At 62.1% G+C, this 16,332-nt stretch carries 12 protein-coding genes; 2 read left to right on the top strand and 10 right to left on the bottom strand.

The window, feature by feature from the left end:
- Nucleotides 1–81: 81 nt before the first annotated feature.
- Entirely contained in the window at nucleotides 82–2,571 is a 2,490-nt protein-coding gene (locus GVL52_RS19895) for a hypothetical protein (RefSeq protein ID WP_160010338.1), read from the bottom strand.
- 60 nt (nucleotides 2,572–2,631) lie between these two features.
- Nucleotides 2,632–3,927 carry an adenylosuccinate synthase gene (locus GVL52_RS19890; RefSeq protein ID WP_160010336.1) on the bottom strand — a complete coding sequence of 432 codons (1,296 nt, stop codon included), beginning with the start codon at nucleotides 3,925–3,927 and terminating at the stop codon, nucleotides 2,632–2,634.
- A gap of 199 nt (nucleotides 3,928–4,126) precedes the next feature.
- Between GVL52_RS19890 and GVL52_RS19885 the strand changes: the two genes are divergently transcribed.
- Nucleotides 4,127–5,044 (top strand): DMT family transporter, encoded by a 918-nt coding sequence (locus GVL52_RS19885; protein ID WP_160010334.1) that lies wholly within the window; start codon nucleotides 4,127–4,129, stop codon nucleotides 5,042–5,044.
- Here the strand turns inward: GVL52_RS19885 and GVL52_RS19880 are convergent.
- A complete protein-coding gene (locus tag GVL52_RS19880) occupies nucleotides 5,041–5,886 on the bottom strand; it encodes a GNAT family N-acetyltransferase (protein WP_160010332.1) in 846 nt (281 codons plus the stop codon). The genes GVL52_RS19885 and GVL52_RS19880 overlap by 4 nt on opposite strands.
- A gap of 332 nt (nucleotides 5,887–6,218) precedes the next feature.
- Between GVL52_RS19880 and GVL52_RS19875 the strand changes: the two genes are divergently transcribed.
- Nucleotides 6,219–8,066, top strand: a complete 1,848-nt coding sequence (locus tag GVL52_RS19875) for an SGNH/GDSL hydrolase family protein (protein WP_160010330.1) — start codon at nucleotides 6,219–6,221, stop codon at nucleotides 8,064–8,066.
- Here the strand turns inward: GVL52_RS19875 and GVL52_RS19870 are convergent.
- The 7 genes from GVL52_RS19870 to GVL52_RS19840 all read right to left on the bottom strand — a co-directional run bounded on the left by GVL52_RS19870 (nucleotide 8,053) and on the right by GVL52_RS19840 (nucleotide 16,324).
- Nucleotides 8,053–8,640, bottom strand: a complete 588-nt coding sequence (locus tag GVL52_RS19870; RefSeq protein WP_160010328.1) for a DapH/DapD/GlmU-related protein — start codon at nucleotides 8,638–8,640, stop codon at nucleotides 8,053–8,055. The two genes, GVL52_RS19875 and GVL52_RS19870, sit on opposite strands and share 14 nt — an antisense overlap.
- Nucleotides 8,637–9,965: a hypothetical protein gene (locus GVL52_RS19865; RefSeq protein WP_160010326.1), complete on the bottom strand. Its 1,329-nt coding sequence runs from the start codon at nucleotides 9,963–9,965 to the stop codon at nucleotides 8,637–8,639. Before GVL52_RS19865 ends, GVL52_RS19870 begins: the two co-directional genes overlap by 4 nt.
- Complete coding sequence (locus GVL52_RS19860) at nucleotides 9,962–11,215, bottom strand: hypothetical protein (protein ID WP_160010324.1); 1,254 nt, start codon at nucleotides 11,213–11,215, stop codon at nucleotides 9,962–9,964. The genes GVL52_RS19865 and GVL52_RS19860 overlap by 4 nt, the downstream gene beginning before the upstream one ends.
- Before the next feature lie 47 nt (nucleotides 11,216–11,262).
- On the bottom strand, nucleotides 11,263–12,237 hold the full coding sequence (locus GVL52_RS19855) for an NAD-dependent epimerase/dehydratase family protein (protein ID WP_160010322.1): 975 nt from the start codon (nucleotides 12,235–12,237) through the stop codon (nucleotides 11,263–11,265).
- A gap of 16 nt (nucleotides 12,238–12,253) precedes the next feature.
- Nucleotides 12,254–13,462 carry a glycosyltransferase family 4 protein gene (locus GVL52_RS19850; RefSeq protein ID WP_160010320.1) on the bottom strand — a complete coding sequence of 403 codons (1,209 nt, stop codon included), beginning with the start codon at nucleotides 13,460–13,462 and terminating at the stop codon, nucleotides 12,254–12,256.
- 219 nt (nucleotides 13,463–13,681) lie between these two features.
- Entirely contained in the window at nucleotides 13,682–15,535 is a 1,854-nt protein-coding gene (locus GVL52_RS19845) for a Wzz/FepE/Etk N-terminal domain-containing protein (protein WP_160010318.1), read from the bottom strand.
- 180 nt (nucleotides 15,536–15,715) lie between these two features.
- Nucleotides 15,716–16,324 carry an alpha/beta hydrolase gene (locus tag GVL52_RS19840; RefSeq protein ID WP_160010316.1) on the bottom strand — a complete coding sequence of 203 codons (609 nt, stop codon included), beginning with the start codon at nucleotides 16,322–16,324 and terminating at the stop codon, nucleotides 15,716–15,718.
- Nucleotides 16,325–16,332: the final 8 nt, after the last annotated feature.

The following is a 16,332-nucleotide window of genomic DNA, read 5'->3' as shown; positions in this document are numbered from 1 at the left end:
AGCATCGCCGTCAACTCGCGCATGCATTTAAAAAGGGCGGGTCTCGCGACCCGCCCTGCTTGTTGTGTTCGTCGATCAGCCTTACTGGCTGGTCGAGACGTCGCCCGCAGCGTTCCATTCGCGGATCGCCGCCGTGAAGGCTTCAGCCCCTGACGTACCCTTCTGCATGGTCAGCAGCGCGCGACGACCGTTGCGATAGGTGATCGGGATATCGATCCAGTCGCGGGTTGCCAGCAGGTCGAGATTGGCCTTGCGGGCATCCGGATAGTCGTTGAGCGCGATCATGTGGAAATCGTCGGTGATCTTCGCCGGCACTGCAATCAGCGCATCGCCGCGGTCCTGTTCGGTCCGCTTCATCGAGATCCGCTGAACGCTATCGATCGCGCCGCCCTCGAAGTTCTGAGGAAGCGAGAACACCATCTCGACGATATGGCTGGCCGGCAGCGACGGATCGGAATTGCGCTTGAAGGTCAGCTGAGCCGTCAGATTGCGCTCCGGCACCGTCAGCATGCCCTGAACGGATGCTTCCTGCTTGCCGTTGGCGCCTGCCTCGTGCTGCAGGCTCCAGACGATCGAGCCCTGGATTGCTGTCGGCGAACTCTGGCCGATGCGCTCCTCGTAGAGGAACATCTTCTCGCTCGACCCGACAGCTGCTGTCGGCGTCGCAGCAGGAGGGGTGGTCGTGGTCGCCGGCGCAGCGGTGGCTGCTGCGGGATCGGCAGGCGGCGTCGTGGCGGCAGGTGCCGTTGCTGCCGCAGCCGGTGCGACAGGCTCCGACGAAGCGACGTTCTGCTCGGCCACCGATTTGCCTTCGGCGACCTGAGCGGTCGGCGCTGCAGCCGGGCCGCTATCGACTTCCGTGCCATCGGCAAGCAGTCGCTGCGTGAACTTGTTGCTGGCAGCAGAACCGTCGAGCGAAGCGACGTCCTTCTGCCCGTCAGCTGCCGCCGGCTTGGCATCGCTGCCTTGTGCTGCCGGTGCCGTCGATCCGGCCGCCGGCGGTGTCGCCTGCGACGCGGTCTTGGACGGCGCGGCACTGACAAGGCCCTTGACCATATCGGTGAGCGCGCCCTGATGAGTGTAGGCCGCATAGCCGCCGCCACCGACAACGCCCAGCGCAATCAGGATAGCGATGATGGAACCGATGCCGAAACGACGGCGCTTCGGCTCCATGCGGAAATTCTTGCCCTGGAACTTCGACGCGATATCGTCGTCGGTATTTCCAAGCGACAAGCCGTCATCGTCTTCGGCAACGACGCCGCGATTGTCATAGCCACGCAGTTGCGTTGCTTCCTGCCAGTCGTCGTTGCTGCCGATGTCGTTGCTGCCGATGTCGGCGGCCGGCGCTGCAGAGCCATGAATCTCGGAGAACAGATCGCCGTCATCGTAGTGCGCAGCAGCCGGAGCCTTCTTGTCACTGTCGATCGGCGGCAGATCGTCGAACGCTGCGGCTTCCCAGGAGAAGCCCTCGTTGGCCGCTGGCATCTTCGCCGGCTCGGCCACCATGGCAGCAGGCACGGCAACCGGTGCCGGCGTTGCAACAGGCGCAGGTTCGGGTGGGTACTCGATCCCGGAAATGACATCGTCGAAGGCGCGTGCAGCGTCATTGACAGGTGCCGGATGCGAAGCCTCGGAAAACTGCCGCAGTTCCTCGAGCGCCCAGTCGGTAGGCTCAACCGTCCTGGTGGTCGGTTCGGGCACTTCCGCGGCAGGCTCGTTCCACACCGGTTCGAAATGACCGGCCGTGTCGGCATGAAGAGGCGTGTCGTTGACCTGCTCGACAAATTCGTGCGGCGCCTCGAACGCCGCAACCGGCTCGACGAGGCGATGGCTCACATCGAAATCGCGGGCAGCCGGCTGCGTAGCAGCGTAGTCGGCCTCCTCGGCCGGCTCCATATAGGGCTCGACTTCAGGCGAAGCGGCGAAATCATGGCCATCCGCGGCATCAGCGATTTGCTCGCTGCGCTGGTCGTGAACCGGCATCTGCCACGGCTCGACCGGCTGAGGCTCAGCCAGCGAAGAGCCCTGTGGCTCGTCATCAAACACAGGCTCATCATGCACGACCGAAGCGCGGGCTTCGGGCTCGTGAACAACCTCGGGCTCCGGCGCGTGATCGTCTGCCGGTTCCTCGTAAACTGCGGGTTCGTGGTGCTCGACGTGCGTCGCTGCGACCGGAGCCTCCGGCTCGGCAGGTTCCTCGTATGCGGGCTCCTGATAAGCCGCATGCTCGGCAACCTCCTCCGCCTGTTCGGCGATCGGTTCAGGCGCGACCGGAACGTCCGGTTCGGCAGCCTCGATGGGCTCCGCCGGTGCAGTCACCACGGCAGCCGCAACGGCTGCCTCATCGGCAGCCGGCAAAGCATCGGCATGCTCGGCTTCGACTTCGCGAATGGCGGCCTCGAGCTTTTCCAGCTGCCGTTGCAGCATCGCCTCGGGCGGACGCGGCTTCATGTTCTCGAGCTGCCGCTGAACGGCACCGCGAGCACGCTCGTACACCTTCACCCGCATATCGGGAGTATTGTCGGTCAGGCCGTCAACCGCCCGCCGGATAACTGCGATAAAATCCGCCATTCGTACTTTCTCTAAAAGTGTGGTTCGTCAACCGAACCACACAGATAATGACCTTTGACCTTAGTCCTCAAAAGGATCGGTCACAAGTATGGTGTCATCGCGCTCGGGACTTGTGGACAGGAGAGCGACAGGCGCTCCGATCAGTTCTTCGACCTGGCGGACATACTTGATCGCCTGTGCCGGCAGATCGGCCCAGCTACGCGCGCCGACGGTCGATTCCTTCCAGCCTTCGAGCGTGATGTAGATCGGCTCCACACGCGCCTGCGCGCCCTGGCTTGCCGGCAGATAGTCGATTTCCTTGCCGTCGAGACGGTAGCCGACGCAGATCTTCAGCTCTTCCAGGCCATCGAGAACATCGAGCTTGGTCAGCGCGATACCTGTGATGCCGGAGGTGCGAACCGTCTGGCGAACCAGCACAGCATCGAACCAGCCACAGCGGCGCGGACGACCGGTGTTGACGCCGACTTCGCGGCCAACGGTCGAAAGATGCTTGCCCACCTCGTCGTTCAACTCGCAAGGGAACGGACCCTCGCCGACGCGGGTCGTATAGGCCTTGGTGATGCCGAGCACATAACCGATCGCCGTCGGGCCGAGGCCCGAGCCCGCCGCTGCCTGGCCGGCAACGGTGTTCGACGACGTCACGAACGGATAGGTGCCGTGGTCGTTGTCGAGAAGCGCGCCCTGCGCACCTTCGAACAGGATACGGGCGCCGGCCTTGCGCTGCTCGTCGAGCAGGCGCCAGACCTGATCGCTGTAAGGCAGGATCTGGGCTGCCACTTCCATCAGTTCGGCTTCCAGCGCATCGCCGGAAATTTCTTCGAGGTTCATGCCGCGGCGCAGCGCATTGTGGTGCGTCAGCAGGCGTTCGATCTTCGAGCGCAGCGTATCGGGCTCAGCCAGATCGATCAGGCGGATGGCGCGGCGACCGACCTTGTCTTCGTAAGCAGGGCCGATGCCACGGCGGGTGGTGCCGATCTTGGTGCCGCTATTTGATGCAGCGTCTTCGCGCAGCGCGTCGAGGTCGCGGTGCAGCGACAGGATCAGAGGTGCGTTCTCGGCAATGCGCAGGATCTCGGGCGTGACGGCGACGCCCTGGGCGCGCAGCTTCTCGACTTCGGCAACGAAGTGATGCGGATCGACGACGACGCCGTTGCCAATCACGCTCAGCTTGCCGCGCACGAGGCCGGACGGCAGCAGTGCGAGCTTGTAGCTGACACCATCGATAACCAGTGTATGGCCCGCATTGTGTCCGCCCTGATAGCGTACGATTACGTCAGCGCGTTCCGAAAGCCAGTCGACAATCTTGCCCTTGCCTTCGTCACCCCATTGCGAACCGACTACGACTACGTTCGTCATTCACGTCTTCCTGTTAAAGGCGGATTTAACCGCTCCCTGCTCAAACCCGCGCATCTATAAAACTTTGTTTTTGGGAAAGCGACCCTGTATTGCCGCCTGAATTGGCTTTTTACGTGACAAATCGGCTTTGCGCGGGCTATTTGCCCCGATCATGCAATGAAGTCGAGTGCCACTGGAGCGCACCGGGAGAGAATCGGACGTGCAGTTTGCCGCCTACATATGTCTCGTCGTCGCCGCGATGTGCTGGGGCGGAAATACTGTCGCCGGAAAACTGGCCATCGGCCATGTCAGTCCAATGATGCTGACCTCGATCCGCTGGTTCCTCGCAACCGCACTGATTGCGGCGATATCACTGCCGCAATTGAAGCGCGACTGGCCTGTCGTCCGCAAGAACCTCCCCCTCCTCTTCTTCTATGGCATCGTTGGCTACACGCTGTTCAATGCCATGCTCTATTCTGCGGTAAAATATACGACCGCCATCAATGTCGCAATCGAGCAGGCCGGCATCCCGATGCTGATCTTCCTGCTCAATTTCATCTTCTTCCGCACCGGCGTTTCGCTGGCACAGATCATCGGCTTCGCCATGACGTTGCTCGGTGTGGCGCTCACCGCCGCCCACGGCAACCTGACGACGCTGCTTCAACTCGGCCTCAACAGGGGCGACGGCCTGATGCTGGTCGCGGTGGCCGCCTATTCCGTCTATACCATCTTCCTGCGCTGGAAGCCGCCACTCGACTGGCGGACGCTGATGGCGGTGCCGGCGTTTGGTGCCATGCTGAGCGCCATCCCGCTTCTGATCTGGGAAAACGCCAACGGCGAAGCGCGGCTTCCGGATGGAACCGGCTGGATGATTGCGGTCTATACCGCGATCTTCGCCTCGCTGATGGCCCAGGTCTTCTACATCAAGGGCGTCGAATGGCTCGGCGCCAACCGCGCTGCGCTGTTCATCAACCTCGTGCCGGTCTTCGGCACGTTGCTATCGGTGGTGTTGCTGGGTGAAAAGCTGCAGCTGTTTCACGTCATCGCGCTCGCATTGGCGCTTGGGGGCATAGCGATCGCCGAAAAAGGTCGGCCGAAGCGCGTTGCCCCGGCCACGGCCACAGCGGTGGCGGATTAGCCGAGTTCGAGTGTCGTAACGCCGAACACGTTCTTCAGCGGCATGGCCGGGATGACCCCGCGATACATGCGGGCCGTCTCGAACACCGGCGCGAGCCCCATGCCGACGGCAAGCGCAACCGCCTCCTTGTTGTCAGAGGGAATGTCAATGAACACCCGCGCGCCCTTGGCTTCCGGACCAAGCTCGGCCAGCAGCGATGCGGCGCTGTCGGCGTCGGCCGCAAACAGCGGACCGATCTTGTAACCGTCAAAACAGCGACGGATCGTGCCGTAGCCACGAATCTTGCCGCTCTTGCGCACCACGGCGGTGCGTCGATGCTTGCGACTGGTGCACCACGACGTCACGAAATCAGGCCGCGGCGCTGGAAACACGCTGGCATCGTAACGGATCAACCCGTCGAGCTTGTCGGTCGCGGCATGTGCCACCAGCGCTGATGACGGCAGCGACGCGATTACCCCGCCATAGCGAACCGTCCTGAATGCCTCTTCGAAGCCGGCTTTGCGATAATTGTCCTGCTGTGCGACGACGCCGTCGAGCCCGATGCTACGGCCATTCGCCGAAGCGATACCGGCATCCCAAATGGCCCGACCATAGCCCTTGCCGCGAAAATCCGGGTGGACCATGTAAAGGCCCAGAAAGGCAAACGCATCGCCATACTTGACCACGGAAATCGACCCGACAGGAACCTCGCCGAGCGCGCCGACGAAAAATCCGGACGGATCTGCGTCATGGAACGGCAGTGAATCGTCCAGGCCGGGATTCCATCCCTCCTGGCGTGCCCATTCGAGCACTAGCTCCAACTCACCGGGCCGCATCGGGCGAACGGCAAACTCCGAATTCATGCAATCTTCCCAATCAGCCCTACGACAAGTGCGCACAGGCGGCGTAATTTGATAAAACAAGTCTAGCGGCCGCAGGGCGCGATCGATGACCAGGAAACATGTTCATTGCGGAAGCGATCTGCATCGATCGTCATGACATCAGACCCGGAAAACCTTTGGGTCGGAATCATCATGGAACAAGGAAACTGTAATCTCAAGATAATTACTTAAGAGAACATGAAGCCAGCGATGGTTTGGCGCATTTGCCCAACATGGATCTTGCACCGAACAATCATCCACGCCTCCAGAGATTGAATTAGGATAGTTTTCCTATTTTACTTTGGAGACACCAGATGCTTCTCGGTTTCAGCCTCTCGCCAGCCCTGCCAACCTCCCCGCCAGACCCGCGGCCGCGTGCAATCATCGCCTTTGGCGACAGCCTCACCGAAGGCGCCGGCGCATCGTCAGCCGATCACACCTTTCCGGCTGTCGCAGCCGGCCTGTTCGATCCGCCGCGCGCCGTCGCCAATCGCGGCATCGGCGGACAGACCTCCACGCAGATTGCCGCCAGGCAGGGCGGCGTCCCGCTGCTGCTCGGCCTGGCGGGCGCAGAACCAAAAAACCTCTACCCTCATACCCGCGACTGGATGGACATCTTCGAGACCGGCAGCGTCAATGGCCTGACGCATGAATGCGTGCACAGCGGCATGGACGAAAACGGCTTGCCCTACGGCGATGTCAGGCTCCACGGCACCGCCACGGCAAGCTTCAGCGATATCGGCCGACAGATCTACGGCGCCATTGCTGCCAACCTCCCTGCTGAAGCAGGCAGCACCTGGACGATATCGGGCGAAATGCAGGTCATCAGCGGCTCCACCAGCGGCATTTCAGGGTTTCGTCTCCTGCTGATCGAAGCCGACGAACTCGGCGGCTACCTTGCCGAGATCGCAGCCCCTGCCTTTGCGCTGGATGGCACGCGCAGCAAGGCGAGCGCAACGGCCACAGCCACGCGTCCTTTCATCCGCTCCACCCATCTGCTCGACATCACCCTCGGCAGCGCAATCGACATCACCCTGCGCATCTGGCCCGGCCAGTTCGAAGCGGGCGCCACCGTCACATCGCTGCAACTGACGCCCGGCGACGGCGAGATACCGGCCTATCACGCCGCCTTCTCGAGGCTCTATCGCTTCGATCAGGATACCGAAGGCTGGTCGCCCCGAATTCAGGATGGCCACGCGACGCCGATATCGGTGCAGAGCGGACGGCTGATCATCGAAAACGACGATGCCGGCCTTCTGCGCGGATGTGAGATTGCGCTGGAGGAAATTCCCGAAGGCAGGATCATCCGCATCGCCTTCGATATCGAGATCAGCGCCGGCGGCGGCGGCCAGATCCACGCTGGCGGGCTCCAGACACCAGGCGGCAGTTGGGCAACGACCACTGAAACCGGCGAGCCCACCTGGGCAATCTCCGCCAGCGGCCACTACGAAATGGTCTTCACCAGCGGCAACCTCGCGACCGGCAACCCGACTTGCCGTGCCATAACCATGGTCAGCAGCGGCAGCCCCATCACCTGGTCGCTCGACAACATCGTCATCGAGTGGGGCGACGACAGCCCGCAGGTCGATATCCTCTATCAATCCGTCAAAGCTCTCGGCGGCACCAATAGCGCCGCCAGCATCCGCGGCAGACTGGCTGCCATCGAGGGAACCATCACGACGGATGGCGGCGGCAGCCAGCTTTTCACACGCAGCCATCAGGGCGGAGCTGTTGCCGTCCCCTACGCCACGCCTTTCATCCCCGGGGATGCCACCACGCGGGATATCCAGTGGATATGGGCCGGCCGAAACAATGCGGATACGCCGGATACGGTCCTGTCTGATATCGCTTCGATGGCAGACGGCATCGCCGGCAACCGCTACCTGATCGGCTCGATCCTGCCCTCGGCCGAAGACACGATTGCGACCCGACAGACGATCTCGGCATTGAACGCCACGCTGGCGACACGCCACCAGCAACGCCATGTCGATCTGCTCGCTGCGCTGATTGCCGCTTCCGACCAAACGGCTGGCGACCAGCAGGACGCAGCCGCTGGCCTCGTTCCCCGGTCCCTGCGCTCGGACGCCCTGCACCTGAACGACAAGGGCTATGCGATCATCGCCGCGGCATGGGTGGCAGCGACCATCGCTATGGGCTGGTAAGACGCATGCGGATCAATCGCGCCGGGTTTCCGGCATGCACCTCCCAGGCCGCAATATCCCTGACCGCAACACTGCGGGCGCCGAGAACGGCACCCTCCCCCAAAACGACGCCGGGGCATACAAAGGCCTCGGCCGCAACCCAGGCATTGGCGCCGATCACGATCGGGCTGGCCACAAGCTGGAACGAGGGGTCGTCGATGTCGTGCGTGCCGGTGCAGAGATGCGCGCCCTGCGAGACGATGGCGCCGCGGCAGATGCGGATCGGTGCGATATTATAGACGATCGCCCGCTGTCCGATCAGCGTATTCTCCTCCATCGCAAGGTGGGGCGGATACCAGATCCGCGCCGATCCATGCACCCGCACATTCCCCGCCAATTGCGCACCGAACAATCGAAGCAGCAAAGCCCGCCAGCCATGCAGCGGCGCCGGTGTCCATGCCGCCAGCAAACTCCAGGTGACACCCCAAGCAAAACGCAGTGCCCGATGCCTCAGCGCAAAACTCGGCCCACCGCGCCGTGACCCTGATGTGGTGGCATCGAGTATGCCGAAATTGCGCTGATCCGCATCGCTCATGCTCCGGTCGCCTTCTGAGCCTGTCGCCGCCGCACAGCCTTGTCTCTGACCAACAGGGACAGCACCCGAATGACCAACATCTGAGAGACAAACAGCGGCAGCACCGCGCCGACCGGCCCGCGCAGCAGGATCGGCAGCGACGAGGCAATGACGAAACCCGAGATCCCGAAACCACCGAACACGCCCCGGTCCGCCTTGAGTGCCGAGTGCAACGCCAACGCTGCGACAACCCCGCCAAGCGCGACGCCGATGAAACCGAAATCCATGTAGAGATCGCAGCCCATGAAGAACGACAGGTTCGGCGTCCCGTACATGCCCGCCGCAAACAGCTCGTTGCCGATGTCGAGACCACCGACGATCGGCTTGCCCGGCCACAGCGCACGCGGCACGAAGAACAGCAAAATCGCGACCAGCTTCTCGCCCCACATATGCTCATGCACCGACATGAAGCGCACGGCGTGAACCGCCATGTCGAAGACATCGATCGAGGGAATGTCGAAGAAATTGCCGACCACCGAGATCTGCGACAGGTCATCAAACCCATCCAGCCCCGCGCGCGTGGTGACGTTGAGCACCGGAAACACCACCGTCAGCGCCAAAAGGCATCCCGCATAAAACCACGCCACCGGCACCTTGCCGCCGACAAGCGCCAGCATCACCGGCCCCCATACCGCCAGCAGCATGAAGCGCGGCGCATTGAACGGGTTTCGCGCGATCGCCAACAGGCCGATGACGACAAGCAGCGGAGCCAGCGACGCAAGCCAGCGCCGCGAAGCTCGAAACCGCGCGGCAACAAGGCATGCGGTGACCGACTGCACCCCGAGAAACAGCATGCTGCCGATGAACGCCTTCGACGGTTCCTGCTCCAGCCGCGAAGACAACAGTCGATCGATCCCACCTTCCGACAGAACGAAGGCAGCAAATGCCAGCCCGTTGAGCATGAGGAGAACCGGCAGGGGCGGGAACTTTGATGATGTCGCGGCTGGGGGATACGCCTGCTCCATCGGGACCATCAAAAACGGCAGGCTGAACAGCAGCACGACAAGCATGGCCGCGATAAACTCTTCGGGCTCATAGGCGTAGGCTGTAATCGCCGTCGCCCCGCCGATCCGGTCGCCATGGATGCGCTGAAGCGGCGAGATCACGAAATAGAGGAAGAGGCAGAACCAGAAGACATCGCCGATCTGGAATTGCCGCGATCCTATCCTGATCAAACCGGCCATTACCATGACCAGCATCGGCAAGGTCAGCAGCACCACGAACGGACTGTCGGCAAACGGCAGATTGGCCAGATAGAGCGCCAGCACCGCCCAGATCCTGATCATGCGCCGACCCGCATGACCGTTCGAGCCTGCGATTCTCTGAACACCGCGCGATAGACGGTCGCCGCGCCAACCGCATGCGTCAGCACCTCCGCCACAGCCAGACCCGCCAGCCCCATGAGCGAGCCGAGGCCGGCACTTGCGACAAAACCGGCCAGCATCGAAAGCCCCGCAGCGCCAGCCACGACAGAGTAACGACCGAGCCCCTGCGCTGCCTGTGCCAATGTCTGCGACAATGCTCCGGTCAGGACCCCGATCGAAAACAGCGACACCACCAGTCCCGATCGGGCAAACGGGCCGCTCAGGAACAGGAAGCATAACGTGCCGGCAAGGATCAGGCTGAACGCCGAGACAAAGGCAAGAGATGTGGCAAGCCGCTGCGCGCGAAAGGCGGTGTCGAACGACGCGCCGCTGAGACTCATATCTCGAACCATCGCCGGAAAATGCGCCCGCCGCACGAACTCCAGCACCTGCGATGCCGCAGCGGCCACCTGCCTGCCATACAGAAACAGGGCCGTGCTGCCCTCGCCCAGAACCACCGCGCAGACCACGATCTGAAACCGGAACGACATTTGCCCGGGCACGGTGGACAAAAGCACCGCTCCCCCCTCGCAGGCAAATACGCGACATTCCCTGACCGAGACCGCCAACACCTGCGGAAAGCAACCAAGCCGATAGAGCACTGCCAGTTGCGCCGCGACAGCAACGGCATAGCCGACGGACAAGGCGCATCCGAGGATCAGGCCTGCATCCCCAGGAGATCGAACGCCTGTGATGGCCAGCGCCAGGGCGGATGCCACATAGGCGACCATACCCGTCAACCCGCTGACGCCGCTCAATTTCAAGCCGTCAAGCAGCCCCGTGGCATTGAACGACCAGATCGCCAATGCGGGCAGCGCCGCTGGAACATAGGCGCATGAAAACGCGTCCCCGGATACAAGCGCATAGGCAAGCCCGATCAGCCCGACCACGATTGCGAAAGCGAGCCGAACGGCACAGGCCTGCCAATAGTACCGCCTCGCCACCATCACGGCGTCCGGGCCCTCGGCCAGCGCAATCCGCCTTGTAACGACAACAGGCGACCCGGCATCGACGATCATCAATGCCAGGATCGCGAAGGAAAAATGCATCGCGAACTTGGCGAGAAGATCGAGCGCGCCGCGGTCGATCAGCCATGTCTGTGCCAGAAAGATCGAGCCCTGGCCAATTGCGAAACTCAGCACCAGCAGTGCGGCGTTGGTCGATCCGCGCAACCGCTCGCTCCCCACGGCAGAACGATCAGGCGAAGGCGCCCCGCCCGTCACGCCGCACGCCGCAATAGCTGGCTCTCGACCCAGGCATAGGTTTTCTCCAGCCCTGCCATCAGGCTCTGCGTCGGTTGCCAGTCGAGCGTCTCGGCAATCAGCCTGTTGTCGGAGGCCCGCCCGCGAACCCCTGTCGGACCCGCCACATGACGCTTGTGCAACCGCTTGCCGGCGATGTCGCAGACCATATCGACGAGTTGATTGATGCTGACCATCTCCTCGGAGCCGATGTTGACCGGCCCCGCGAAGCCCGATCGCATCAGCCGGAGCGTGCCCTCGATGCATTCGTCGATATAGAGAAACGACCGTGTCTGCCGGCCATCGCCCCAGATCTCGATTTCGCCGCCATGCGCTGCCTGCGCCACCTTCCGACAGATCGCGGCCGGCACTTTTTCCCTGCCGCCATCCCAGGTGCCGGATGGTCCGAAGATGTTGTGGTAACGGGCAATCCGGCAGGTCATCGCGTAATTCCTGCCATAGGACTGGAACAGCCGCTCGGAGATCAGCTTCTCCCAGCCATACTCGCTGTCGGGCGATGCGGGATAGGCGGAGGATTCCACACAGTTGGGATTGTCGGGATTCTGCTGGTTGACGGCGGGATAGACGCAAGCCGATGACGAAAAGAACACCCGCCCGACGGCGCGCCGGCGGCAGAGATCGGCGACATTCAGATTGATCGTCGCCGAATTGTGGATGATGTCGGCATCGTGCTGACCGGTGAAGATATAGCCGGCGCCGCCCATATCGGCCGCCAGTTGATAGACCTCGTGAAAGCCACGGTCGATCACCCGCGCGCAGAAATCCTGCTGCCGGAGATCGCCGACAACGAACTCGTCGGCCTCGCTATCCCCATAGTCCGGCATTTTGAGATCGATCCCGCGAACCCAAAAGCCGTCAAGTTTCAGGCGGCGAACGAGGTGGCTGCCGATAAAGCCCCCGGCGCCACAGACCAATGCAGTCGTCTTCAGCATGCAACGCCCCCCAGCGCTAGATTGCTTGCTTCTCCGTTTGTTGGAAGCCGTCGAAAATTGCCTCGAAGCGATCGGTGATCGGCTCGATCGCAAAATGCGCCTGAGCATAGGCACGACCATTGGCACCGAGCGTTTCGCGCAGGCCGGCATCCTCGGCCAGCCTGCGGAGATTGCCGATGAACTGCGCGTCGTTGCCGGGATCGGACCCCAGACCGGCATGCTCACGCTCGACAAGGCGCCGGGCAAGATTACCTCTGGGAACAGCGGCCAGCACCGGCCGCCCGCAAGCAAAATAGGTCAGCACCTTCGACGGCACCGAGAACATGCCGGCATCCTCCTCGATCATCGCAATCAGGACATCGGCGCCTCCGAGCACCGCCGGCAGATCGGCAAACGGCACCCATGGCCGTACGAGGAGATTGGAAACCCTTTCAGCAGCCGCTTTCCGCGCCAGCCTCTCGGCGACGGTCCCTTCCGAAAACACCTCGATCACGACAGGCAGCGCTTTTGCGGCCGCGAGCAGAATGGCCGGATTGTGCTTGTAGCCAAGCGTCCCGGCGTAAACCGCGCGAACACAATCCGCCTTGGTCTCTGCTTCGGGCGCATGAGACGGGGTCAATGCCATCTCGCCCAGCGGTGCCCAGTTTTCGATGACGGAAATCCGATCGGCCGTGATGCCGTTGCGCCGCAGCATCGGCACGAAGTCGTCGGTGATGGCGACGATGTGATCGCTCGATCTCAGCAGCCCGAATTCGAGCCTGTGATAGCGCCGCGCAACGGCAGCGCCGATCAGCGGAAACGCCTTCGGGACAATGCGGCGGATCGCGTCGCTATAGATATCCTGCAGCCAGAACACCAACCTTGCACCGCAACCGCGCGATGCCTTGTAGATGACCGCCTGTGTATCGAGCGGTGCATTCGCAGAGAGCACGATATCGGGCCGAAACGAGCGGATTTCGTGGGCGACCAGCCCACCGAACGCGATCTCCTGCGAACGCCGCTTCAGGAAGCTGTCTTTGTGAAACGGCTCTGCCAGAGACAGGCCGGTGATGCGAAGCCCCACCGGATCGTCGGGCTTGGCAACCAGATCGCCCTTCGGCGTCTGAAAACTGGCGGAATGGAGATGCAGAACATCATGGCCCCGCCGCGCCAGCGAACGGGAGAGCTCAACCTGAAATGGATGACCGGAATAATCATGAACGAGAATGCGCTTTGCACAGGCCATGCGTCGCTCTCTAACGAATGAGTGAAATCGCTATTTCAAATGCCTGCAATCGAGCGCCTTCGAAAAATACCGGCGCAGCCATGACGGGAATATGGTTGTATTTATGAAGTGACTAAACCTTGAGGAAGGCAACCCGGATGTCAAGCCGGGCCAATTTGCAAACGCCTGTATTGCACCCAAAGAGGTATGCCGGCGCGACAATCGGCATCGTGACGGCCTCTAGCGGGCGTAGGCAGCCCGCCATGAGGACTTGGCCCCAACAGCGAACCAGCGCCGCTGATCCTGCCCGTTCAGCACCGCGATCACAGGCACGCCATTGCCGACGTTTCCCTTGAGCGCCGCCACGGCTTTTCGGGCAACGCTCTGCGGCGTACGCGCCCACCGCACCACAAACAGCACGGCATCGCAGAGACGGGCAAGATAGAGTGCATCCACCGCAGCCTCGACCGGCGGCGTGTCTATGACGATATAGTCGAAATGCACGCGAGCCCGCGCCAGAAGTGTGCGCACCCTGGCACTCATCAGCAACTCGTCCGTCGGAAATTCCGCCGGCCTCGCGCCCAATATCACCGAGAGATTGGTGGCGTGATCCATGGCAACCATATTGGCAAGGCCGGGGTCCGGTTCGCCGCGCAACAGATTGACGAAGGCAGGCGTCGGCTCGCGATCGACATGCCGGTGGATGCTTGGCTTTCTGAGATCGCAGTCGATCAGCAAGGTGCGTTTTCCCGCCAGCGCATAGGTCCGGGCCAGCGCGGTGGCAAGCGTCGATTTGCCCTCGCCCGGCATGCTCGAGGACACCATGATGACGATGCCCTGCTCCCCAAGATCATCGGGCATCGAAGGCCTGCTCAACAGCGCCTGCTCGACGGCAACCCGGATCCGCCGGATGGATTCCGAAAATACCGAAAGCGGCGCCGCCATGATCCGATCCGAGAGCCCGCGCCCATGCGGCCGCTCCAACTCGCTGCCCTCCTCGTGCGGCACCACGGATGCCAATTGGACGTTGAGCACTGCCTCGACCTGATCCTCGCCGGTAAACCCGCCAATGAAAAATTCGCGCAGGAAGCCGGCACCGATGCCCAGTGCAAGGGCCACCAGGCCCATGACAACAAGGATCGCCGCAGTCTTGGGGTAGGAAGGATCGATCGGCGCCAACGCTTTGGAAATCACCCGGCTGTCGGCAAGCTGCAGGCTGGCCTGCGCCTCGAAATCCTGCAGCCTCGTCAGCAGGGTCTGATACTGCGCGCGGGCAATCTGTGCCGATTGCTGCAGGCCGTAAAACTGCGCCAGCGTCTCCGAGGGTGCGCGCAACTGACCTATGCTTCCAGCCGACAAGGTCGCTTCGCCGAATTGCGCATCCGCAATGCGCAGCCCGGCATCGGCATTGGTCGATACCCGCTGCACCGCTCCGTTCGACGCAACGAAGGCCTCCAATCTTCCCTCATGTTCCGATAGACTATCCTTGGCGGCCGTCACCCGCCCCTGAAGGCTGTTGCGTGCCGCAATCGTGCCCGCCACCTTGGCATCGATCTGATGCCTGACATAGACAGACGCCACGAGGTTAGCGAGGCGTGCGGCCTTTTCCGGGTCTTCAGAGGTAACGCCGACGGTGATGAGATAGGTCAGACCCTCGCGGCGAACCCGGACGACATCCTTGAAAGAGGCCAGCGCCTCGCGCAGCGCAGTATCGATGGACAGATCAGGCGCCTTGCCAAAGCCTGCCCAGGCGCTCGCGGTCTCCGCAATGCTGCGCCGTGGCGCGAATTCGGGATCGGCAAGCAAATTTCCATCGCTGACGACATCGAGCAGTACGGCATCGGATTGCGCAATCCGAACCTCTCCCTCGACCCTGGAATTGTCAGTCAGCCCCGTCACCGACGGCGCGTTTGAATCCAGCAGGTTCTTTGAACTGGTATCGACCAGCACAAGCGCTTCTGCCTGATACCGCAGCGTCAACAGCAATAGGGTACCAACAGTCAGTACAAAAAGCGTGGCTGCGGTGGCAAGAACCACCCAGATTTGGCGGCGGAGAAGCCCCGTCAACATTCGAAGATCGGCAATATCGCGCATACGAATGCAAACCCTCGAAAAACGACGACCCTATGCTCGCTGCAGTATTGTAGATAAAAAATTACCACAGAAGATTGAAGATACAACCATAGATGAAAGTGGTATTCGACCGCCAAATCACAATGGAATAAAAGGCATCGGACAGCCTCTCTTCAGAAAGACCATCCGAATGCTTGACGTCTACAGGTATGGCTCAAACAGAGCCTTGATCGCCTCGACTTCGTTCGGCCGGATATCGTGGCCGCCCGGATGCCATACGGTCGTCACATCGGCCTTCTGGCTTTCATAGTAATCCGCCAGGGCCTTGGTGACCGGCATCGGGCTGATCGGGTCGCGCTCGCCCGCCGTGATCAGCACCTTGCGTCCGGCCAGCCCTGCGTTCACCTTCGGCTGGAAGGGGATGAGCGGATGCATCAAGGCGGATGCATCGAACAGCCCTTTTTCGATCAGCACGTTGGCGAGAATGTTCGCCCCGTTCGAAAAGCCGAGCCCAAGGATGGCGGAGGCGCCATGTTCCGCCGCGAGCCGGCTGACAAACCCGGCCATCTTGTCGGTGGCGCGCGCAAGGTCGGCCATGTCGTAGACACCCTCGCCGGTCCGCCTGAAGAACCGCGCCGCGCCATATTCGGAGACGTCCCCGCGTGGCGAAACGATGGTTGCATCCGGCAACATTTGCCTGGCAAAGTCGAAGAACTGGTTCTCGTCCCCGCCCGTGCCGTGCAGCGTGAACAGAATGGGCCGCCCCGGCACACCGGCATGCAGCCGGTGCACATAGTCATGATCAATCATCATAATCT

Origin of the sequence: Rhizobium sp. 18055, assembly GCF_902706285.1 — a bacterium.
GTDB lineage: Bacteria > Pseudomonadota > Alphaproteobacteria > Rhizobiales > Rhizobiaceae > Rhizobium.
Note: the sequence above shows the minus strand (reverse complement) of the source record. Positions and strands in the feature narration are given on the sequence as shown.